Genomic DNA, 20,216 nt, shown 5'->3' with positions numbered 1-20,216 from the left:
TTTTTTTTGGTAAATTCTCTCCTATTTTCAGAGACTTATTCAAAATGAGCCTGGAGGACATCATCCATGTCGCGTAAGAACCCCTTTGCGAACCTTGATCTTTCTTCGATTAGCAGCACTGGCCCTGCGGCAAAGAGCGGTTACGGTATGACCGGCGCCGCTAAAACCGTTGTCCGCTCAATCGAGGAAATGGCAGAAAACACCAAGCGTCTTATGGATGGCGAGACGATTGTCGAGATTGAGCCGCAATTGCTTGACGTTTCTTTCGCCTCCGACCGGCTTTCGGACGAAGATGCCGAACTTCTTGCCCTGCAAGAGGCAATCAGGGATCATGGCCAGACCTCGCCTATTCTGGTGCGTCCAAATCCGCGTAATTCCGAACGTTATATGGTGGTGTTTGGTCATCGCCGTGCACGCGTTGCGATGAATTTGGGGGTGAAGGTCAAGGCGGTCGTCAAGAAACTTGATGATGTGGCATCGGCCATCGCGCAGGGACAGGAAAACTCGGCTCGTTCCAATCTCTCTTTTATTGAACGGGCTTATTTCGCTCAGAACCTGCTTTCCAGCGGCATGACGAAGGAGACAGTCAAGTCGGCCATCGGTATCGACGATGCGCTGCTGTCAAAGATGCTTAGCGTCATCGAGACGATCCCGTTGACGATGACCATGGCTTTGGGTGCCTCCAAGAAGATCGGTCGTGATAAATGGCTGTCGCTGCGCCAGCTCATTCTCAATCCGGCCTATCTGAATATCGCGCTTGAAAAAATCGACTCCGAAGCCTTCATGGCATTGCCAGAAGAAGACCGTTTCGACGCCCTGCACGACTATCTGAAGAAATATAGTGCCCGTTCGACAGCGAAAGCACCTGCCAAAGCGGTGATTGAGAAATCCTGGGCTTCCGATGATAAATCGGTGCGGTTTTCCATGAAACAGAAGCCAAAAAGCGTGGCGATTGAATTGACCAGCGCAGAAGCGCGGCCGTTCAGTGACTGGCTGTCAGGGAATATGGATCGGTTCTACCAAGAGTATAAAACTGCAAGAACGCAAAACAGCGGAGATTAACAGCAAAAGAAAAAGGCCCCCGATAACGTTGCCGTCATGGAAGCCTTCCTCAAGTTTGGTCGCTTAGAGAATCGCATTTCCATGAATCACTGTCAAGAGCGTTAGGCGTCAATTTGGCGGGCAGATTTCTTTTGCCTTGAGAAAGGTGAAGGTAAATGCACATTCAGGAGAATGTCACGTCCACGTTTCGTGGGCGAGGGGCTTCGTTTGCCCAAATGAAATTTGCTAGCCAGAAAGTTTCCCCTACCGGGACGGTCAATCGCTGGTTGGTCTATAGACATCTTTGCATCGCCAAGGCGACATTCGGCATCAATGATCGTTGCCTTGCTGTGTTGAATGCCTTGCTGTCCTTTTACCCGGAAAATGAACTGAGTGCCCGAAACGGTCTGGTGGTGTTTCCATCGAACCGGCAACTCGCGTTACGGGCGCATGGCATGCCGGAATCAACGCTGCGCCGTCATCTTGCGTCACTGCTTGATGCCGGGCTGATAATCCGACGCGACAGCCCCAACGGCAAACGTTACGCCCATAAGACAGATGCCGGAGAGATTGAGGAAGCCTTTGGCTTTTCCGTTGCTCCATTGCTGGAACGGGCTTCGGAAATTGCCAAAGTTGCTGAGGCCATTGTCGCCGACGCCAAGCATTTAAAGCGCACCAGGGAGCGTCTAACGCTCTGCCGCAGGGATTGCTTGCAGCTTCTCGACACTGCCGAACTGCTGGAGCAGGGCGATGTCCATCAGGCCTATCATGATCAATACCGGGCTATCGTTGATCGCATTCCACGCCGTGCGACTTGCGAGCAGTTGGACGCGATCTTCAACGAATTGTCCGTTCTTCGCGGCGAAATAGCTAACTGCATGAATTTTAACGATGATGCAGAAGAATTGAGCGTCAATCATGCTCATATTGAGCGGCAACATATTGAATCAGAACCTGAATCTCTTCTTAAAACTAATAAAGAGAATTTGTTTGATATTAAGAAAGAGCCAGTTCAATCATCGCAGCCTGGTCTCATTCCAGCCAAGGCGCGTCTACAGAATGTCGATGTTTCATTGGATCTCGTTCTACGAACCTGTCCCGACATTCATGATTATGCCACCACACCGATACGGTCCTGGCGTGAATTAAGCGATGCGTGTCATGTCGTGTCGAGCTTTCTGGGGATTGCGCAATCCGTCTATCGGGAGGCGCAGCTGTTTTTAGGGCAGGAGAGAACCTCTGCGATCATTGCGTGGCTCCTGCAGCGTATTGCTGGGATCCATTCAGCAGGTGGTTATTTGCGGTTTCTCCTCAATAAAGCGAGGATCAGCGATTTGTCGGTTTCAAAACTGCTTCTGATGGATCCCGTCAAACAGATGCAGACGACAATGTGCAGGTGAAGACGCAACCCGGAATGAAATTATAGCAAGCCTGATGATCGCGGCTCTGCGTCCGGTCTGATCGCTGGGGCAAAACATAGAGAAATGCGCTTTATCAGTTGCTCGTCATTAGAGGACCGTCCCAATGAACGGGAGAAGGGGATGAACGCTGCATTAACTGACAGTATTGCTTAATTCACTATGGCTTTGTTAATTTATGGGAAAAGCAGGTAAATGAAATCTAATAGCGCATTTTGTTTCACAACATCGATGGCTGGGAAAGCCCCGGATTTCAAAGCATCACAAGCAAGGTCGTTGCGATCGGCCCGGGATGACAATAGTTCGCAATGACCGCCAATCTATCATCATAGATTCATCCTGAGCAAGACGGCGTTATGGCTTGATTGGAGCGGGGGAGGCCGGCTGCGAGCAAACTTGAGACAAGCTATCGCTGTTTCATGCGTGAAGCATAAAGGGTCTATGCTGCGGGTTGATTGCCGATGACGTGCAAAGCCGGAAAGAAAAGCCGCAGGGCTTTTGCCTTCCTGCACGTTATATGGCGAAGGTCCTGGGGAATTGCGCGCTGAAGAACCAAGCCCGCTTCCATGCGACGTTCGCGAGATCTCGGAGACGTGATAGGCCTTGGGCGCGATGCGGAAATGCCGAGAATCAGATAGGAAGCCGCTATGACAAAAGCGATAGATGATCCGCCATCCGCCCCTTTTTCTGATCACCTTGACCAAACAGCGCTTCTTCACCTGTTGGAGACGGCAGAAAGCACGCGCAAGCAGGCGTTATCCGCCAGTCTGTGTCTCGCCTTTGCGCTTGGCGCCAAGGTTTCGCAACTCAGCCTTTTCAATGTCGCGGTTATTGGGCCTTATGTGGCAGCGTTGATGATCGCAGGTTTATGCTGGGAATGTTCCAATCGACTTTGGCGTATGCGCGCATTAAAGCTCGTTGCACCTCAGATTGCCGCTTCGTTCGGGCAGACGTGTTTTTCAACCGGGTGGGAAGCGCTCGATATCGAGCAGTGGCTGAAGGATCAGTTCTCCTCAAGCGGTTCCAAGTCTACCTCCTGGCAAACAGCAGGACTTTATCGTGGCATCTCCTATCGTTGCAGCGAGCAGTCGATCTTTCATCCTCGTCTGAACAAGAGTGCTGGCAGAAGACCGCCAAGCTATCATTACTTGATAGAAATCTCCGTTCCTCTAAAGTTTGTCGGTTGTCTGGAAATTATCCCTCGTGCCGCCATCAGCAGCCTGTTTGACACGATCACCAGAGACGCCTTGAGATCGGACCAGCGTGTTCAAACCGGTGATCCGCAGTTTGATCAGGTCTTTTCTGTTCACGCGGACAAGGGTGCAAGCGTCTCTCAACTTCTCAGCCCCGCAGTCAGACAAATTCTCGTGGCGATCGCCAAGGAAAACCAATCGCCGAAACTCAAAGCGGGCTTTCGCAATGGTTGGTTTCATCTCGAGTTTCCAATCCCTGAGGAATCCTTCTCCAGCCTTTCTTTGCTGAGGCCTATGCCTGAACTGATAAGCTCAACCCAGCGGATCTGCTGGCAGCTGACTTTTGCACAGCGCTTGATCGATAGGTTCAGGGGGGATTATGGCGGACCGCTGGGTTGAGAGGATGCCAGAAAGTCTTGTACCAACGCGCATGGCCGGCGAAAAGAATTTGATCGCGGCGGCATTGCCAGGCCGTTTCATGCATCGCTCCGCCGGTCTCAACGGGTGCGCGCTTATAGATTGGTATCGAGCTTCGGTGTCATGACCTCAAACATTGGCATCGATGCCGCTCCGAGCGCTGCGGTAAATTGCCCGGTCTGTCCGCGCAGCACACGCGGCAGCATCCGGCCATTTCTATTGGCGACAGAGATAGGAAGTTGATCCATATGCAGGATGAGTGAATCGATCAAAGGGTCAGGCAGCATTCCGCCCAAAACGACGGTCTCTGGATCCAGAATATTTTCGATGATTGCGATCATCTGCGCGAGATGTTTCGCGGCGTCCGCGATCCAATCCAGGACCACGGGATTTTTGTCGCGCAACAGTTCCGAAAGCTTGTCGAAGCTGACATCGAAAAGCCCAGCATTGGATAGTCTTTCCTTGAGAACATGCACCGAGGAATAGGTTTCCAGGCAGCCATGCTGGCCACAGGAGCACGGCCGCCCGCCAGGCACGATGGAGATATGTCCTATTTCCCCGGCATTGCCGAAAGCCCCTCGAAAGGGCGCACCATCCTGGATCATGCCAAGGCCGATGCCAGCACCAAAATAGATCATCGCGAAGTTTGAAACGGCACGCCCCGCGCCAAACAGGCGTTCGCCGACGGCTGCGGCATTGGCATCATTTTCGACGATAACCGGCTCTGCGAAGGCTTGGCTCAATACATCGGCAGCATCGATGCCCGCCCAACCCGGCAAAGTGGTCGGGCCGACCGATGTCATACCCTCAATACCAAAAGGCCCCGGCATCACGACACCGATTCCGAGGAGACGGGCATCAAACTCTGTTTTGATCCGATCAATCTCGATGCGAAGCTGAGCACAGAGCGCGTCTGGACGCGTATCACCCATCAGATGCACTTGCTGTTTCCGTGGCACGCCTGACAGATCGAGAACCGTTGTCACAATATGGGTCGAACCCATTTCGATCCCGATGGTCATCGCTCCCGATGGATTGACAGCAAATTGGATAGGGGGTTGTCCGCGTCCTGTCTTCAATCGCCCAAGCTGCATCAGAAAATTCTCCGCGACCAGTTCATCGACAATATTGGCGATGGCTTGCGCAGTCAGATGCGTCAAACGGGCGATATGCATGCGACCGACCGGGCCATGACGTCGAACGACATCCAGAACGACACGCCGATTATGGTCCCGGATTCGCTCAGGATTTTTACCAAGAGTGATCGGTTGCGTGTCCGCATGCGCTATAGCTGGTGAAGTTGTCGCCTTCGATTTCATACCTTCTCCCGAATGCTTCAAATTTGATAGCGCAGCTGACTTTTAACAGCAATATATTAATTCAACTAAATTATCTTATTGACAAATGTGTCGCAAAATAGAAGCCTAGCGCTGGGGCGAAGTCGCTCTGCCGACATTGATGGCAGTGTGCCGATCAGTCGACGGTGAGGATGCTGCGAAGAACGCAGCGATGGTGGAACCGGCAGGTCATTGACCTGCACATGCCTTGCTCGGGCGCCAGAGGGGCTGAGCAATGGGAGGTCTTATGAAAATGGGTAAGTTGCTGCTTGCAGGTCTTGTGGCCGGTTTGAGCTCAATCGCAATCAATGCCGCACAGGCAGTTGAAATCGAATATTGGCAATATGTCTTTGAATCGCGCGTCAAGACGATGGACAAGCTGATCGAAAATTTCGAAAAAGCCAATCCTGACATCAAGGTCAAACAGGTCACGTTCCCTTACGACGATTATCAGACCCGTGTCATTGCTGCGAAGATGGCGGGCAAAAGTCCGGAGGTCATGCAGCTGTTCTACGGCTGGCTCGACAAGTTTGCCGCAGGAGGCATTCTGCAGCCGCTGCCGCAGGACGCATTTCCGCATGACAAGATCGAAAGCGAATTCTTCCCGATTGTCAGTGCAATGAAGCGCGGCGATGAATATTACGGCTTGCCGACCGCTGTGCGATCTCTGGCGCTGTTTTACAACAAGAAGCTTTTTGAAGAAGCGGGCCTTGATCCCAACAACCCACCGAAAAACCTGGATGAGTTGCTGGCCTATGCGCAGAAAGCCACGAAGCGCGATGCTTCCGGCAATCTGTTGAGCGAAGGCATCACCTTGGATATGCCGGGCCAGGATCTGCATTGGTGGCGCGAAGTGCTGGTACGCCAGTTCGGCGGCAAGCCATACAGCGATGATTATCGCAAGGTTGCCTATGACGACGCTGCCGGTGAAAAGGCTTTGCAGTTCTACACCGATCTTCAGACCAAATATAAGGTCGGTGAAGTGAAATTCATGGATGAAGGTCATGCAGCTTTCCGTTCCGGTAAAGCGGCAATGACGGTGGATGGTACCTTCCGTCTGGCAGCCTTCAACACCATCAAGGACTTCGAATGGGGCGTGACGGAGCTGCCAGCCAATGCCGAAGGCGTGCGTTCAAACTATGCCAGCTATTTTGCCAATGGCATCAGTGCGTCGGCAAAGGGCGAAAAGCTGGAAGCAGCCGCGAAGTTCCTCAACTACATCACCTCGCCTGAAGCCATGGAAATCTGGCTGAAGGGTGTTGGTGAATTGCCGGCCCGTCGTTCGGCCGCTTTGACGCAAGCCAATCTGGCGGATCCGGTTTATGGGCCATTCCTCAAAGGTCTGGAATATGCCCACACCACCATGTTCACCGATGAATTGAAGCAACGTCAGATCGTCGTCGACATGTCAAACCGCGTGATCCTGCAGAACCAGCCGGTCAAGGAATCTCTTGATGAAGCTGCCAAGGCTGAACAGGCCATTCTGGACACTGCGAAGTAGATGCGGTTCGGTTGGGCGGCTGTCACGGCCGCCCGCTTCCGATTTTCATCAGCTTTCACGCTGTTTTGAACAACAAGGCTCGAAGTCGAAAGCAATTGCTTGCGACCGTGGATGCAGAGCATCGCTGGCCGAAGGATTTATACTATGACCATGACGGCTGAACCCGACGATGGAGCGCGCAGAGCTTTCGCTTCGCGATTGACAGATCGCCTGTCGATGAAAACCAGACGATTGATCTGGGTATGGAGCTTTCTGGCTCTGCCCATTCTTTTCTATAGCGTCATCCGCTTCTATCCGACGATTGAGGCTTTCTGGTTATCATTCACCAACTGGGATCTGATGAGCCCGCCGGAATTCATCGGTATCGCCAACTATCAGAAGTTGTTTGCCGATCCCGAATTCTGGAAAGTGTTCAAGAACACCTTCATCTACCTGTTGGTGGGCACGCCTATCAGCCTGGTTCTGGCTTTTGTCATCGCTTATTATCTCGACCGTATCAGGCTGATGCACGGCTTCATTCGTGCGCTGTATTTCCTGCCCTATCTGACCACAGCCGCAGCAATGGCATGGGTATGGCGCTGGTTCTATCAGCCTGCGCCAATTGGCTTCATCAACAATATCCTGAGTTCTCTCGGTCTACCGCAACAAGGCTTTCTGCGCTCGGTTGATCAGGGGCTTTATGCTATCATGGCAACATCAATCTGGGCAGGACTTGGCTTCCAGATCATTATTTTCATGGCGGGCTTGCGTGCCATTCCCGGCACATTCTATGAGGCGGCGCGCATTGACGGTCTCGGAGAATGGGCGATCCTGCGCAAAATCACCATTCCGTTGCTAAAGCCAACCACCGTGTTTCTGGTGGTGTTCTCCTCAATCGGCTTCCTGCGTATTTTTGATCAGGTCTACAATATGACCACCAATGATCCTGGTGGGCCACTGGGATCGACCAAACCTCTCGTGCTGATGATCTATCAGACGGCATTCTCATCCTATGCGATGGGCTATGCGGCTGCGCAAACCATCATCCTCTTCATCATTCTGCTTTGCGTATCCCTGCTGCAGCTCTGGATTCTGAGGGAAAAGAAATGACCGTCCAAACCAAACCTCTCCCATTCCAGCATCTCAAGCCCGGGCGGATCGTCACATGGACTTTGCTGTTCATCGGCGGCCTGATCATGGTAACGCCGCTGGCATTCATGTTTTCCACCTCGTTGAAAACCGCCAGTCAGGTCTATGATCTTCGACTTATTCCCGCCGAACCGACGCTTCAGAACTATGCCACCATTCTTGCCGACGGGCGTTTTCTGCGCTGGTTCATGAATTCGATGATCGTGGCAGTGGTCGTGACCGCGTCCAACGTGTTTTTTGACAGTCTTGTCGGTTATACGCTGGCTAAATTTCAGTTCCGGGGCCGCTATTTCATCTTTCTGGCGATCCTCTCAACCTTGATGATCCCGACAGAAATGCTGGTCATCCCGTGGTATCTAATGTCGAGCAAACTTGGCTGGCTGGATAGTTATTGGGGCATCATGTTCCCCGGCATGATGACAGCCTTTGGCACCTTTCTGATGAAGCAGTTCTTTGAAGGCGTGCCAAATGATTTCCTCGAGGCCGCGCGCGTGGACGGGCTCAACGAATTCCAGATCTGGTGGAAAATTGCGATGCCGCTGGTCACACCGGCTCTGTCTGCTCTGGCGATCTTTACTTTCCTGGGCAATTGGACGGCATTTTTCTGGCCGCTGATCGTTTCCACCAGCCCTGAACTTTATACGTTGCCGGTGGGACTTTCGAGCTTCGCCGTTGAACAATCGATCCAATGGGAAATGATTATGACCGGGGCCGCTATTGCCACCCTGCCAACGCTGATCGTTTTCATGCTGCTACAACGCTACATCGTGCGGGGCGTCATGCTTGCAGGTCTGAAAGGTTGAACCATGTCCGAGCTTGATCCGAAATTAACCGACAGCAGTGTTTTTCCAGATCCGATCTACAAAGAAACCGTGTTGCGCCCTTTGTTCGACGGAGCCAAGACGCACCATGTCGATGGTTTCAGGCGCATTGATCGCGCCCATCTGGTGATGCTGGTTGAAACCGGCATTCTCGATCGCGATCAGGCGGCACAGATCGCCGGTGCGTTGCAAGCCATTGATCAGGAAATCAATCCGGCGCAATTGTGCTATACGGGGGAGGTTGAGGACTTCTTCTTCCTCATCGAGAAAGAACTAAAGGCCCGGATTGGTGCCGATATTGCAGGGCGTCTGCATACCGCACGCTCACGCAACGACATTGACCATACGCTGTTCAAACTCGGCTTGAAAAAGCGCATTGATGAATTGTTGAAGAAGTCACGGCATTTGCTGGACGTGCTGGTTGCGGCTGTTGAACGCGAACAGACAACATTGATCGTTGCCTATACCCATGGACAGCCGGCACAGCCAACCACATTCGGGCATTATCTTGCTGCGGCGACCGAAGTCCTCATCAGGGATATCGAACGGCTGGAAACCGCCCGCGCGATTGTGAACCAGTCTCCGATGGGGGCAGCAGCCATCACCACCTCCGGCTTTCCGATCGACCGCCAGCGCGTCTCGGAGCTGTTGGGCTTTGCTGCCCCCTTACAGAATTCCTACAGCTGTATCGCCGCAGTTGATTATGTCACCTCGACCTATTCCGCCCTGGAACTGATGTTCATTCATCTGGGACGGCTCATTCAGGACTTCCAGTTCTGGACGAGCTTTGAAGTCGGGCAGATTTATGTGCCGAACGCCTTTGTGCAGATCTCCTCCATCATGCCGCAAAAGCGCAATCCGGTGCCGATTGAACATATGCGTCATTTGTCGAGCCAGACCATGGGGCGTGCGCGCACCGTGCTCGATGTGATGCACAATACGCCCTTCACGGATATGAACGACAGTGAGGGCGAAACCCAGCAGATGGGCTATGAGGCTTTCACGTCTGCTGGGCGCGTTCTGGATCTGCTGGCCGCATTCATTCAAGCCATCCGCATCGATCCCGCCCGCGTTGCGGAAAATATCCGTCGCTCCTGCATTACCATCACGGAACTGGCGGATTCGCTGGTGCGGATCGAGGATCTTTCCTTCCGTCAGGCGCACGAGATCGCCGCAAGCGTGGCGCGCGCGGTGGTGGCACAGGGCGGCGGCCTGGAGAAGGACGGCTTTGCGCCCTTCCTTGCGGCATTTGGTGAAGCGACCAGGCGCGAACCAAGCTTTGATCGGGCAAAATTTGAAGAACTGGTCTCACCGCAGCATTTCGTTGCGGTCCGTGACCGCCTGGGCGGCCCGGCACCGCAGCCGATGGCCGAAGCTCTCGCTCGCTACCAGCGCGATGTTGCCGGTTTCGCGGCACGCGCTGCAGAGCACGAAGCTTATGAAGGCAGAGCCAACCAGGAACTTGATGAGAAATTCAGCGCAGTTGCGGAGACACGTTAATGGCAACCATTGAACTTGAGAAACTTGTCAAACGCTATGGCAAGGTCGAAGCGGTTCGCGAAATCGATTTGCAGATCGAAGACGGAGAATTTGTCGTTTTCGTTGGCCCTTCCGGCTGCGGTAAATCAACGACGCTGCGCATGATCGCTGGTCTGGAGGATATTTCCGCCGGAAAGCTGAAAATAGGCGGCGACGTGGTCAATGAACGCGATCCGAAGCAACGCAATATTGCGATGGTATTTCAAAATTATGCGATTTATCCGCATATGAGCGTGCGCCAGAATATTGGTTTCGGGCTTTACACCTCAAAACTTTCCAAGGCGGAAAAAGCCAGACGTATCGAAGAGGTTGGTACCTCATTGGGACTGACAGCCTATCTGGATCGACGTCCAGCGGCGTTGTCCGGCGGACAGCGTCAACGCGTGGCGATTGGCCGTGCCATGGTGCGCAATCCGTCAGCCTTCCTGTTTGATGAACCCTTGTCCAATCTTGATGCGCAATTGCGTGCGCAGATGCGCATCGAAATCAAGCGCCTGCACCAGAGTCTCAAGACCACCACGGTCTATGTGACCCATGATCAGGTCGAAGCGATGACGATGGCTGATCGCATCGTGGTGATGCGCGATGGCCATATTCTACAGACTGGCACGCCGACAGAGCTTTATGAGCATCCGGTGGATGTGTTTACCGCGCGCTTCATCGGCAGCCCGTCGATGAACCTTCTCAAGGGCCGCCGCAGCGGCGAGACCGTGGAATTTGCTGGTGATGGCGACATGCTGATCGGTATCCGGCCACATGAATTGACGGTGGATGAAAACGGCACGGCTGGCGGGATATCCCTCCAAGGCATTGTCACGGCTGTCGAACCCCTGGGATCGGAAACACTTGTCCATCTTGATGTCGATGGCGCCGCGATCATTGCGACAGCACCGGGAAAAACCGTGCCAAAGTCTGGCGCAACGCTGCGCGTCTCTGCGCCGGTTGGCAGCCTGTATCTGTTCGATGCCAAGACAGAAAAGAGCCTCGGTCGTCTATAATGTCAAACACGTTCAAAACGCCTGCGGTCCTGAGCATAGGACGGATTTATTGCGACCTGATTTTCACAGGTCTGGAAGCATTGCCACAGCCAGGCCGCGAAGTATTCGCGGCTGATATGAAAATCGTCGCCGGAGGGGGGGCGTTCATTTCCGCCGCGCATTTCGCCCATGTGGGTCGGTCGGTTGCCCTGGTCGCGCGGCTGGGAACAGACAGCCTTTCACAGGGCTTGATGCCCGATCTGACAATGGAAGGTCTCGATCTGCGTTTCCTGGAAGTGTCCGATGAGGCGGGACCACAAGTCACGGTGGCGAGCGTTATCGGAGATGATCGTGCATTTCTGTCGCGTCGCGCGGGAACAGCACAGCCATCGACACTTGAAGAGGCGCTCCGCTGGGAAAGTGCAAAGCACCTGCATATCGCTGAATATGCCACATTGCATGAAATTCCCGATCTGATCAAAGAAGCCAAATCGACCGGTTTGACCGTGTCCCTCGATCCGAGCTGGGACGAGACTTTGATCTATAGCGCTGATTTCCTGAAAAATTGCGCGGGCGTCGATATTTTCCTGCCAAACAGCGCAGAAGCAGAAGCTTTGACGGGCGAGAGGGATGCCAGCAAAGCACTCGACATCCTGTCGCAACATTTTCCCGTCGTCGCACTGAAAGCTGGGGCCGAGGGAGCATGGGTCCGTGTGGCGGATACGGCCATGCACCTCCCTGCGGAAAAGGTCGAGGTTATAGACACCACCGGCGCTGGGGATGCCTTTAATGCTGGCTTCATTGATCGGTGGATTGATGGACGCTGTGCCTTGGACTGCCTGGAGGCTGGGGTTCAGCGTGGCAGCCTCGCGGTTCAGGCTCGCGGTGGCGCTTCCGCCCTGCAAGGCTAAACCACCACAAAGTTTAAATTTTCAAATGAGGGTTTCAATGGCTACGACATCTCTTATGCGCCAGGAAACGATGGAAGCGTCATCCGTGGTTTCTCGCCTGTTGAGCGCGGAAGCGGCGACAATCGACGAAATCAAGCGCATTTTCCGGCAGCGCGCCCCACGCGTGCTCACAACGGCTGCGCGTGGATCGTCGGATCATGCTGCGTCGTTCTTCAAGTATCTGTTTGAAATCAGTGTTGGATTGCCTGTGGCGTCGATTGGCCCCTCGGTCACCTCTGTTTACAATGCCCGCCTGCAATTGCAGGACGGCTTGCACTTCACAGTATCGCAATCGGGCGCGAGCCCAGACATCGTGGCATTGCAGAAAGCTGCCAAACAGGGAGGCGCCGTGACCGTTGCAGTGGTCAATGTGATCGATAGTCCCCTGGCCAACGATGCCGATATTGTTTTGAACCTTAACGCCGGCAAGGAACAAAGTGTTGCAGCGACAAAATCCTGCATCGCGGCTGCAGCGGCGCTAGCGGCCGTTACGGCGGCGATTACGGAGGATCAGTCGCTTGACCGCGCCTTGGCACGATTGCCGGAAGCGCTTGAACTGACGACCCATTCAACCATCGATCCCGCTGTGATTTCTCGTCTCGCAGCCATCAATGAAATCTATGCGGTTGGGCGCGGAACCGGCTTTGCGGTGGCATTGGAGGCAGCTCTGAAAGCCAAAGAGACCTGCGGCATCCATGCAGAAGCATTTTCGCTCGCTGAAGTGATGCACGGCCCGATCCGCCTCGTCCGCAGTGATTTCCCGATCCTGGCATTCCTCAATCAGGATGAAGCCTATAATGCAAGCCGGCAGGCTGTTGAAAGATTGGTCGGACTGGGGGCGGATGTCGTGGCAATTGGTGAAGGGTTTGTGCCGGAAAAAACCATTCGCACAGCTTACACCGGCAACAGTTTGCTGGATCCGATCGTCGGACTGGGGGCTTATTATCGATGCATTGAACAGGTAGCACAGGCCCGCGGGTTAAATCCTGACACACCAGTGAACCTTAGCAAGGTCACGGAAACGCTATAGATCGCACGAATGTTTTCGGACCTATTGCGGCGGTTGATGGCGAGAGTGTTGACTTATGCCGAAAACTCACCGCGCAGGGGCGGACGAAAACGTGGAATATAACTGAGGTCGGTTAATAATAAATGGCTGACCGATCTCACTGAATTCCATATCCCGGATTAGGGTGCTCGATGCAGCCGTAGACACTGTTTCCGGTCCGATGACCGGCCTGGAGCGCAATAAATTCCTTTGCCCACCACCGCTCGCCGGGTCGGCTATTGTTCTTAGGAAGGCTGGAGAAAGAACTGTTTTACCCGCGTGATTGGTCCAACACGCCCAAGCAATTTATCAACGAAGGTGATTGCTGGATATGATGGTTTAGCTAGAAACGCATCATGGATATCAACTGGCGCTCCACCCGGTTACGTAAACCGTCCTGAAACTTTGCCGTAAAAAAAGTCCAAGTTTTTATCCATATCCCTTTTAGATCATTGCCCGAGTCATTCAGGAAAGAGTGCGCCGATGGTTGCCTCCCCTGTAACCTGATAATCCCCACAACCCTGATCAAACCAGAAAAAGGATAGTAATTAAACTATTCATTCTTGGATATAAGTCGTTCAAAAACGCTTTTTGCGAACCCAAACTGTCTGGCTGTTCCGCGCCCGAGGGAGTTTTTTCCCATCGTTTGTGTCAGAATGCCGCGCTCAACGAGGTTGTCCATGGTCTCCAGGACTCCACCACGTGTCATACCTGTAATTTCTATAACAGATGCAAGCGTTAAAGGCTCATGTGCCTGATGCATCACATAGAGAACATTTAACATACCGATTTGTTTAATGCGCGACTGTGGTGTCTCATTAACGAGCGGCTTTTCCAGGATTTCCTGGATGCCAAAAAGAGGGAGCGCTTGGTTCTGTAACCGTTCGCTTATATTGCTTGCCATTTTCTTTAACTACTTATTGTTGAGAGAGTAAAGAACAGGAGCGCACGTTGTTTTTTTAGCGTTCCAAACAACAATTCGGGGGATGGGAGGCATGATGAACTTCTCTTTTGTCGTGCAATTGCACTCTTCGGTATGGGGTCGCCGTATCCTGGTTTTGGCCAGAAGAAATACGCGAATGACTGGAGGTATCAGTTTACCCTTTGCTTACCCAAGCTGAGTGGGACAATGCAATATACACGCCCCGGCTGTTAATACAAAACTATAGCGCCAACCTGCAGGAGGAAGTTACTTCTCACTTGTCGGAGTGTCGGATTTCGAACTTTGCTCACATGCTTATCTCCCATACTACTGGAGTGCAGCCCCGAACTTTCCGTAGCAAATCGGGCTGCCAGCCCAATCAGGTCCGCGGTGGCCGCCGTGGTGTCCTAGTTCATTGTCCGCCAAATGCGGAGGAACTCGTCTGGGTGACACTGCGTGGCAATATCGTCGGTACAGGAATCACCTCTTTTCGCAAAGACCCCGATGATGGCCGCATCAGAAGCCCTACGGTTTGCGGCTGAATATGCGTGCGCTTTCGTGCCGGCAGCGCAGCTCCCGTCAGAGCCCAGTCCGGCTCTTGCCGGCTTAATTTCCTTGTTCCACCACGGACCCTTCCGATCAACCTCCTGCGAGGCCCGACTAACTAAGCGTACCGCCGCTCAGGGCTTCGCCATCGCGGGGATGGCGGTCCCGTCCGGACGCTGATGGTACCGGTCATCGTCTTCAGGGTCGGCAAAGATGAGTATGGCGTTCTTCCTGATGACGACCTCAAGGTCGATGCACTTTCCTGGTCCGGCGCTCGCGTGGTTCCCGCCGGGTTGATCGTCGTACCCACGATCGGACACCAAGGCTTGCCGCTGGATGCCCCCGCACGCACGGGCGCCTTTATCGGACGCTGACCCGGTGTGAAACGCAAGCCGAATGCTCGGTTGCCGGCGGCCTTCCTGATATCGCGCGACAGAGACGCAGCTTGATTTCAGCGCGTGGGGCAGCCTGGCCGGAAATGTCGCGAAGTTAGCGTTCGGACTTCCGAACCAAGCCCCGGTTTCGTTGCGGTCGAGGGACTATGGGTGCGATTCCTCTCCGGGGTCCAGGTCTTTGTTTAGCCTGACTGGAAGTCGGGAGGCTCATTTGCGAACGATCGCCATGCCTCGGGGATCACGCCGACGACGGAAACGCCGGTCTTCATTTAAGTTTTCACAAAGGCCAGGTCCACCTGCGTCCTCGATGTGACTGGTCTGACCGAAGGACGACCCCGCTTGCACGGGCTCTCAATCTTGTCCCGGCAACGGCCTTTGAGACTTTCTTCCCCTGACGGCTCCGCCGCCATTCCTCGCGTACCAAGAAAGTCTCTCCCGGCCGCCTTCCACTTCGTTCCAGCCATGTGGGTGACGGTCGATCGCCTCCGGTCCATCGACCGTCATCGAGGTCGCGATGGGCGCGGCCCGAACAAAAAAGGAATAAGACACATGGCTACCATCGGCACCTTCGCTTCCACGGGCAACGGCTTCAGCGGTTCGATCAAGACCCTCAACCTCAACGTCAAGGCCAAGCTGGTCCGCATCGAAAACCCGTCCGACAGGGGACCCCACTTCCGCGTATTCTCCGGCAATGTCGAACTCGGTGCCGCCTGGCAGAAGGTCTCCGCAGAAAGCCGCGAATACCTCTCGGTCAAGCTGGACGACCCGAGCTTCTCCGCTCCGATCTACGCCACCCTGATCGAGGTGGAAGGCGAAGAAGGTCTCCATCTGATTTGGACCCGCTCCAACCGGGAGTGATCGCCTCCCAACAGGGGACCCCGCCGCACAGGCGGGGTTCCTCCCGCGTCCGATGAAGCCGAAACCAGGCGTCGAGCCTGGTCCCGTATTTTTGACGCTAACCGTGTGTGGGGAAGTCTGCTCAGATCGTCCAAGCCGACATGGGGACCCGAAAGGCTCAAGGTCTTCGTGGTATCCCCAAAAATGCTGGCGCATTTCGACTCCCCCACTCGCCGGCTCCGCCGGTTTCGTGCCGCGAACCTTGACCCCTTCGGCTTACCATCACCGCCGCTGACATCTTTCAAAGAACGTCAAGGAAACGAAGATGTCGATAGATCAGGTAATCGAGGAGTTGCGCGCCGAGCTGCGGAACGCAGTCTATCGTGGCGAGCGCCGCGAGATCAAGGCCGCGCTGGAACTCGCCCTTGCCAAGCGCGAAACCATCTGGGCTGAACAGGAAGCGATTAAGATGGCAGAGCCTGCTTTCTAGGAAGCTTTCGCCCCGCAACACAACCTCGTAGGCCCGATCGACCGGTCTGAGGTTCCAATTGTTTAATGACAACCTTGCGCAGCTCTGGATAACGTCTGAGCTTGCGCAACCGTGTTCTGCGGGCATTGCGGATGTTGTCGGCAACAACGCTATGATAGCTATTATCGTCTGGAATCTCGGTGTCCCGAAAGCTGTTACGCTTGATCTCGCGATAGATTGTTGAGCGATGGCGGCCCATCAGTCGCGCAATATCGCCGAGAGGAACTTTAAGCTGTTCACCTCAAATAGCCGGCGACGTTCCGCCAAAGTGATCTGTGAATGGCAATTAGACATCCAATTTCCTCCATGGCTAACCAAATGTATTCATTGGCATGTTGCAGCTTAAAATAGAACGTATCATCAGACTATCGCATCTGTGGGGGCATCCGTTCCATGATATGCGGTCTTCAATCCGTGCGATATACATCGGCACGCCTCCTGCCTGGCAGACGCGCAGCTGATGTTCGCGGTTCGAATTGGCGTCCTCCAATCGCTCATAGAATGCGCTGTCTTCAACGTCGACATCACCCCCGCCCAAGCGGATATGCCGGCTCATGGTCCTCTGTTTCCGCTGGTGATCATCTGGGTGGTCTCCTCAGCTCGCCCTCTGACGATTCTCATACTTTCATTTTCACGTGTAATGAAACGCTCTGCGAAAGGACCGTGCATCCTAGTTTTACAAAAGCCGACCCAGGCGTTGAAGGTATTCCTTCGCTACCGGTCGTCAAAATTGTACCCGATGCCAGTTCTCATAGAATTCCAGTTCAATACGCTTGAGAGGGTCGGGCGCGCTGGCTGCTACACCGCATGGCACCTGCTCTATTTCGCCGCCTGTGGGTCTAGTGCCTTCACAGGCTTTTTCGTACTCGCCGCGATCGTCATACTCACCCTCTCGCTCGGCATGTTCTTCAAGCCACATACCGCGCTCATGCTGTGGTGGTTTTTCCTGTCGACGGCGTTCGGGATGTTGGCTGAATTCTCCTCCCCGACTGGTTCGCGCCCACTGGCGCGGCGGATCCGTTCGACAGATATCGGCCACGATTTAGCCGGCAGCCTTGACGAATCTGTTTGCGCTAGCATCGGAATCCATGTCCTGTCTCCGGAAGTAGATTGCTCGCCCGCAGCGGATCGGATCGTGTCCCTGCACGATGACAATCTGCTCGTCCTTGCGCATCTGCTGCGTGATCTCATGCGGCATGATCAGGGGCCTGCGTTGCAGACTAAGACTTTCCGATTTGCGATTGCTGCTGTTGGAATTGCTCCAACCGACATTGCGGGATTTGCCCTCCACCTCGACGGTCATTTCTCCGCATTGCGCCGACACGTCGCGCGCAGTTTCCAGCGCCTTGATAGCAGCATAGGAGGCAAAAGCGCAGCCATCGATCCACGACGTGGAACCGTCCTTGCCAAAATGGCGTTCGAGCTGGCCGACTGACTGGTACATCAGCATGAGCGTGATTCCGTATTTGCGGCCACGGTCGCGCGCCTCCTCCAACACTCGCATGTAACCTAGCAGGTCAACCTCATCGAGCATGAAGAGGGCGCGGCGCTTGAAAGCGCCATTGGCCTGCGTCATCGCGTTGATCAGCGAGCCGATGATCAACCGTCCGATCCCCGGATAGGAGCGCAGGATGGCCGCCGGTATATTGAGGAATACGTCCTTCCCGCCTGCAACGATATCGCTCGACTTGAACGAACAGCCGCACACAAGCGCTGCGTAATCGTCGAGGGATAACCATTGCGTATCCTTCGACGCGGTCGAATAGACGCCGGAGAAAGTCTGCTCGGTCATATTGGTGAAAACGCCGAGCGTCTCGCGAATGAAGGCCGACTCCGAAGACTCCTGGATCTCGCGCAGCATAGCCAGAACAGAGGGCTCCGGCTCGGACACGATCAGGCGCAAGCTGCGCAGATTGCGACGCCCCTCATACTCCGGAGAGAGCACGACATGGGCGAGCAGACCGGTCAGGAGATTGTGCGCCTGGTTCTGGAAGTAACTGCCGGTCGAGGATTCGAAACGCGCACTTTCAGAAAGCAGCATATGCGCAACCGCGACGATATCCTCCTCCTTGTGTTTTGAGGTTTCGATCCAGTCGAGCACGTTGAAACCCGCGACCGGGTTCGTCGGATCGAGCACCATGCACTCGCGGCCGAGCTTGCCAGTTCGATGCGCGACAACCATCGGCGCGACTTCGGTCGAGGGATCGAGGCAGATCAGCGGACCGGTGTAACGCAGCGCCGTCGGCACGACATTGCTTGTCGTCTTGAACCCGCCTGATCCGGCGAAGAACAGCATATGCGTGGAATCGAAGTCCTGCTTATAGGTCAATAGCGGCGCACTGCCTCCGCTGCCCCACGTCTCAGGGTTGATCGGATCGAATGGCACGTCGCGGATTGTTTCTCTATCGACACGGTAACGCTCGCCAATGACGATTTCGCCATCCGGCGGAAACAGCTTTCCCGCCGCCGACATGGAGAGCCAATCAGCATCGCCGAAGGTTGCGCGTTTGGCCCGTTTGACGGAATCCGCAACCACGACCGATATCCGCGCCGACACCGCCACGATGACGAAACCGACTGCCGCGGCCATAACCGCAAAAAAGTCGAGATAGGAGAGCACTTCGTCCCATGTCACCGTGCCGCTCTCTACGGATGGGGACAGGCGAGCAAACTCGCGCATAGCGTAAAAGCCGGCGATGCCCATGAAGCAAAGAAGACTCGTCACCGCCACCGGGCGACGGCGATGCAGCGGTAGAGCGAATACCGTAATCAACCCGGCAATTGGGCCGAAGAGCAGATTGGGGATCGGCGCGGATCGGAGGAACCAATATGCATATTCCGGAGAAATCCCGGCCGCCATCGTTGGCCATCTCTGTGATGTGATCATTACCGTGATCGCACTTACCGCGACCGGTACGATAGCCCACAGAACCGCCGCGCTTAATCTAATCTTCCCCGCCATATCCGGGTTCTCCTATGGGGCTTACTCGCCGGACGCCTTGTCGCCGTTCTCAGACGTAGGCGTTCTGGGCGACCTCGTATCCTCAATGTCCGCGGGGGCATCCCGGAACGCCAAAGCGCCCGCAGTCTTCAGGCGCACCTACTCTCCCGATCCCGCTACCACCGTCGCCGCTTCTAACAGCACGCCCAGCAGATAAGCGCGGTCCGCCTCACGAAGACCGGCCCTTACGATCAACCCGCCAAGTGCGATCTTCTCGCGCATGTCTTTTCTGCGCTCATTCGACATCGTCCGCCGCCGTCTTCGGTCAAGAGCCGTCGTTCGTTGATCGAGGCGTTTAAGCAGATGCACCGGAAGGCCCCTTGCCGCCCGTCCGGTATCGCGCAGCGATTTCCTCGAAGATATCGTCGAGGTCTGCGTCCGGAATTTCCAGCTCCGCCAAACCAGCCTTTGCGGCAGCGCGGGCAAATCGCTCATTGGCCTTGGCCAGCAATAATCGGCGTTTTTCTCGTAGTCTCTCTATCTGCGTATCGATCTCGGAAAGCGTTGTTCTGGCGCGCATATTGGTAAAATACTCTCTTTTCTCGTTCATGGTAATCGCAATTATACAGTATATAAACGCATAGTAAAAGATGCTACGTTGGAGCACTCCATTCGG

General features: G+C 54.5%; 19 protein-coding genes and 1 pseudogene. 13 read left to right on the top strand and 7 right to left on the bottom strand.

Going from position 1 to position 20,216, the window contains the following annotated elements; genetic code table 11:
- Positions 1–66: 66 nt before the first annotated feature.
- The 3 genes from repB (at position 67) to RT142_RS09625 (ending at position 4,051) form a co-directional block, all read left to right on the top strand.
- Complete coding sequence (repB, locus tag RT142_RS09635) at positions 67–1,062, top strand: plasmid partitioning protein RepB (protein ID WP_171380357.1); 996 nt, start codon at positions 67–69, stop codon at positions 1,060–1,062.
- A gap of 155 nt (positions 1,063–1,217) precedes the next feature.
- On the top strand, positions 1,218–2,441 hold the full coding sequence (repC, locus tag RT142_RS09630) for a plasmid replication protein RepC (protein WP_171380358.1): 1,224 nt from the start codon (positions 1,218–1,220) through the stop codon (positions 2,439–2,441).
- 917 nt (positions 2,442–3,358) lie between these two features.
- Positions 3,359–4,051, top strand: coding sequence for a DUF3137 domain-containing protein (locus tag RT142_RS09625; RefSeq protein WP_313028449.1), 693 nt, complete (start codon positions 3,359–3,361; stop codon positions 4,049–4,051).
- Positions 4,052–4,164: 113 nt separating this feature from the next.
- Here the strand turns inward: RT142_RS09625 and RT142_RS09620 are convergent, their stop codons facing one another.
- Entirely contained in the window at positions 4,165–5,388 is a 1,224-nt protein-coding gene (locus RT142_RS09620; RefSeq protein WP_007881675.1) for an ROK family protein, read from the bottom strand.
- A gap of 271 nt (positions 5,389–5,659) precedes the next feature.
- Here RT142_RS09620 and RT142_RS09615 point away from each other — a divergent pair, with 271 nt between their 5' ends.
- The 7 genes from RT142_RS09615 (at position 5,660) to RT142_RS09585 (ending at position 13,352) form a co-directional block, all read left to right on the top strand.
- Positions 5,660–6,907 carry an extracellular solute-binding protein gene (locus tag RT142_RS09615; protein WP_039861276.1) on the top strand — a complete coding sequence of 416 codons (1,248 nt, stop codon included), beginning with the start codon at positions 5,660–5,662 and terminating at the stop codon, positions 6,905–6,907.
- A gap of 216 nt (positions 6,908–7,123) precedes the next feature.
- Complete coding sequence (locus tag RT142_RS09610; RefSeq protein WP_162699603.1) at positions 7,124–7,996, top strand: carbohydrate ABC transporter permease; 873 nt, start codon at positions 7,124–7,126, stop codon at positions 7,994–7,996.
- The gene (locus RT142_RS09605) at positions 7,993–8,838 is read left to right on the top strand and encodes a carbohydrate ABC transporter permease (protein WP_007881658.1); all 846 of its coding nucleotides are present in this window, start codon (positions 7,993–7,995) and stop codon (positions 8,836–8,838) included. Before RT142_RS09610 ends, RT142_RS09605 begins: the two co-directional genes overlap by 4 nt.
- A 3-nt stretch (positions 8,839–8,841) precedes the next feature.
- Positions 8,842–10,356: an argininosuccinate lyase gene (gene argH, locus RT142_RS09600; protein WP_171380360.1), complete on the top strand. Its 1,515-nt coding sequence runs from the start codon at positions 8,842–8,844 to the stop codon at positions 10,354–10,356.
- Positions 10,356–11,393, top strand: coding sequence for an ABC transporter ATP-binding protein (locus RT142_RS09595; protein ID WP_171380361.1), 1,038 nt, complete (start codon positions 10,356–10,358; stop codon positions 11,391–11,393). The genes argH and RT142_RS09595 overlap by 1 nt, the downstream gene beginning before the upstream one ends.
- Positions 11,393–12,283, top strand: coding sequence for a carbohydrate kinase family protein (locus RT142_RS09590; protein WP_007881650.1), 891 nt, complete (start codon positions 11,393–11,395; stop codon positions 12,281–12,283). Before RT142_RS09595 ends, RT142_RS09590 begins: the two co-directional genes overlap by 1 nt.
- 37 nt (positions 12,284–12,320) lie before the next feature.
- Complete coding sequence (locus tag RT142_RS09585; protein ID WP_007881649.1) at positions 12,321–13,352, top strand: SIS domain-containing protein; 1,032 nt, start codon at positions 12,321–12,323, stop codon at positions 13,350–13,352.
- A 571-nt stretch (positions 13,353–13,923) separates the two neighbouring features.
- Here the strand turns inward: RT142_RS09585 and RT142_RS09580 are convergent.
- Positions 13,924–14,274, bottom strand: a complete 351-nt coding sequence (locus RT142_RS09580; protein WP_064322902.1) for a hypothetical protein — start codon at positions 14,272–14,274, stop codon at positions 13,924–13,926.
- A 743-nt stretch (positions 14,275–15,017) separates the two neighbouring features.
- Here RT142_RS09580 and RT142_RS09575 point away from each other — a divergent pair.
- The 3 genes from RT142_RS09575 (at position 15,018) to RT142_RS09565 (ending at position 16,560) form a co-directional block, all read left to right on the top strand.
- Positions 15,018–15,212 (top strand): hypothetical protein, encoded by a 195-nt coding sequence (locus RT142_RS09575; protein WP_007881646.1) that lies wholly within the window; start codon positions 15,018–15,020, stop codon positions 15,210–15,212.
- Positions 15,213–15,782: 570 nt separating this feature from the next.
- The gene (locus tag RT142_RS09570; RefSeq protein ID WP_007881644.1) at positions 15,783–16,091 is read left to right on the top strand and encodes a DUF736 domain-containing protein; all 309 of its coding nucleotides are present in this window, start codon (positions 15,783–15,785) and stop codon (positions 16,089–16,091) included.
- Between the two features lie 304 nt (positions 16,092–16,395).
- A complete protein-coding gene (locus RT142_RS09565) occupies positions 16,396–16,560 on the top strand; it encodes a hypothetical protein (RefSeq protein WP_167659794.1) in 165 nt (54 codons plus the stop codon).
- On the opposite strand, the pseudogene RT142_RS24360 reads toward RT142_RS09565, so the two are convergent.
- The 5 genes and pseudogenes from RT142_RS24360 to RT142_RS09545 form a co-directional block, all read right to left on the bottom strand.
- A pseudogene (locus tag RT142_RS24360) lies at positions 16,535–16,816 on the bottom strand (helix-turn-helix domain-containing protein); the annotation flags it as partial. The gene RT142_RS09565 and the pseudogene RT142_RS24360 overlap by 26 nt on opposite strands.
- A gap of 507 nt (positions 16,817–17,323) precedes the next feature.
- Complete coding sequence (locus RT142_RS09560; RefSeq protein ID WP_161624166.1) at positions 17,324–17,638, bottom strand: hypothetical protein; 315 nt, start codon at positions 17,636–17,638, stop codon at positions 17,324–17,326.
- A 3-nt stretch (positions 17,639–17,641) separates the two neighbouring features.
- Positions 17,642–19,561 carry a Ti-type conjugative transfer system protein TraG gene (gene traG / locus RT142_RS09555; protein WP_171380363.1) on the bottom strand — a complete coding sequence of 640 codons (1,920 nt, stop codon included), beginning with the start codon at positions 19,559–19,561 and terminating at the stop codon, positions 17,642–17,644.
- 138 nt (positions 19,562–19,699) lie between these two features.
- The gene (locus tag RT142_RS09550; RefSeq protein ID WP_409558576.1) at positions 19,700–19,846 is read right to left on the bottom strand and encodes a conjugal transfer protein TraD; all 147 of its coding nucleotides are present in this window, start codon (positions 19,844–19,846) and stop codon (positions 19,700–19,702) included.
- Positions 19,847–19,895: 49 nt separating this feature from the next.
- Positions 19,896–20,150: a TraC family protein gene (locus RT142_RS09545; RefSeq protein ID WP_312471494.1), complete on the bottom strand. Its 255-nt coding sequence runs from the start codon at positions 20,148–20,150 to the stop codon at positions 19,896–19,898.
- Between the last annotated feature and the right edge of the window lie 66 nt (positions 20,151–20,216).

The organism is Brucella sp. (assembly GCF_032066345.1).
Lineage (GTDB): Bacteria > Pseudomonadota > Alphaproteobacteria > Rhizobiales > Rhizobiaceae > Brucella > Brucella pseudogrignonensis.
Note: the sequence above shows the minus strand (reverse complement) of the source record. Positions and strands in the feature narration are given on the sequence as shown.

Bases quoted from the DNA above. Each gene is read 5' to 3' on its own strand.
- repB (WP_171380357.1), top strand. From the start codon at position 67: ATGTCGCGTAAGAACCCCTTTGCGAACCTTGATCTTTCTTCGATTAGC.
- repC (WP_171380358.1), top strand. From the start codon at position 1,218: ATGCACATTCAGGAGAATGTCACGTCCACGTTTCGTGGGCGAGGGGCT.
- RT142_RS09625 (WP_313028449.1), top strand. From the start codon at position 3,359: ATGCGCGCATTAAAGCTCGTTGCACCTCAGATTGCCGCTTCGTTCGGG.
- RT142_RS09620 (WP_007881675.1), bottom strand. From the start codon at position 5,388: ATGAAATCGAAGGCGACAACTTCACCAGCTATAGCGCATGCGGACACG.
- RT142_RS09615 (WP_039861276.1), top strand. From the start codon at position 5,660: ATGGGTAAGTTGCTGCTTGCAGGTCTTGTGGCCGGTTTGAGCTCAATC.
- RT142_RS09610 (WP_162699603.1), top strand. From the start codon at position 7,124: ATGAAAACCAGACGATTGATCTGGGTATGGAGCTTTCTGGCTCTGCCC.
- RT142_RS09605 (WP_007881658.1), top strand. From the start codon at position 7,993: ATGACCGTCCAAACCAAACCTCTCCCATTCCAGCATCTCAAGCCCGGG.
- argH (WP_171380360.1), top strand. From the start codon at position 8,842: ATGTCCGAGCTTGATCCGAAATTAACCGACAGCAGTGTTTTTCCAGAT.
- RT142_RS09595 (WP_171380361.1), top strand. From the start codon at position 10,356: ATGGCAACCATTGAACTTGAGAAACTTGTCAAACGCTATGGCAAGGTC.
- RT142_RS09590 (WP_007881650.1), top strand. From the start codon at position 11,393: ATGTCAAACACGTTCAAAACGCCTGCGGTCCTGAGCATAGGACGGATT.
- RT142_RS09585 (WP_007881649.1), top strand. From the start codon at position 12,321: ATGGCTACGACATCTCTTATGCGCCAGGAAACGATGGAAGCGTCATCC.
- RT142_RS09580 (WP_064322902.1), bottom strand. From the start codon at position 14,274: ATGGCAAGCAATATAAGCGAACGGTTACAGAACCAAGCGCTCCCTCTT.
- RT142_RS09575 (WP_007881646.1), top strand. From the start codon at position 15,018: ATGGTACCGGTCATCGTCTTCAGGGTCGGCAAAGATGAGTATGGCGTT.
- RT142_RS09570 (WP_007881644.1), top strand. From the start codon at position 15,783: ATGGCTACCATCGGCACCTTCGCTTCCACGGGCAACGGCTTCAGCGGT.
- RT142_RS09565 (WP_167659794.1), top strand. From the start codon at position 16,396: ATGTCGATAGATCAGGTAATCGAGGAGTTGCGCGCCGAGCTGCGGAAC.
- traG (WP_171380363.1), bottom strand. From the start codon at position 19,561: ATGGCGGGGAAGATTAGATTAAGCGCGGCGGTTCTGTGGGCTATCGTA.
- RT142_RS09550 (WP_409558576.1), bottom strand. From the start codon at position 19,846: ATGTCGAATGAGCGCAGAAAAGACATGCGCGAGAAGATCGCACTTGGC.
- RT142_RS09545 (WP_312471494.1), bottom strand. From the start codon at position 20,150: ATGAACGAGAAAAGAGAGTATTTTACCAATATGCGCGCCAGAACAACG.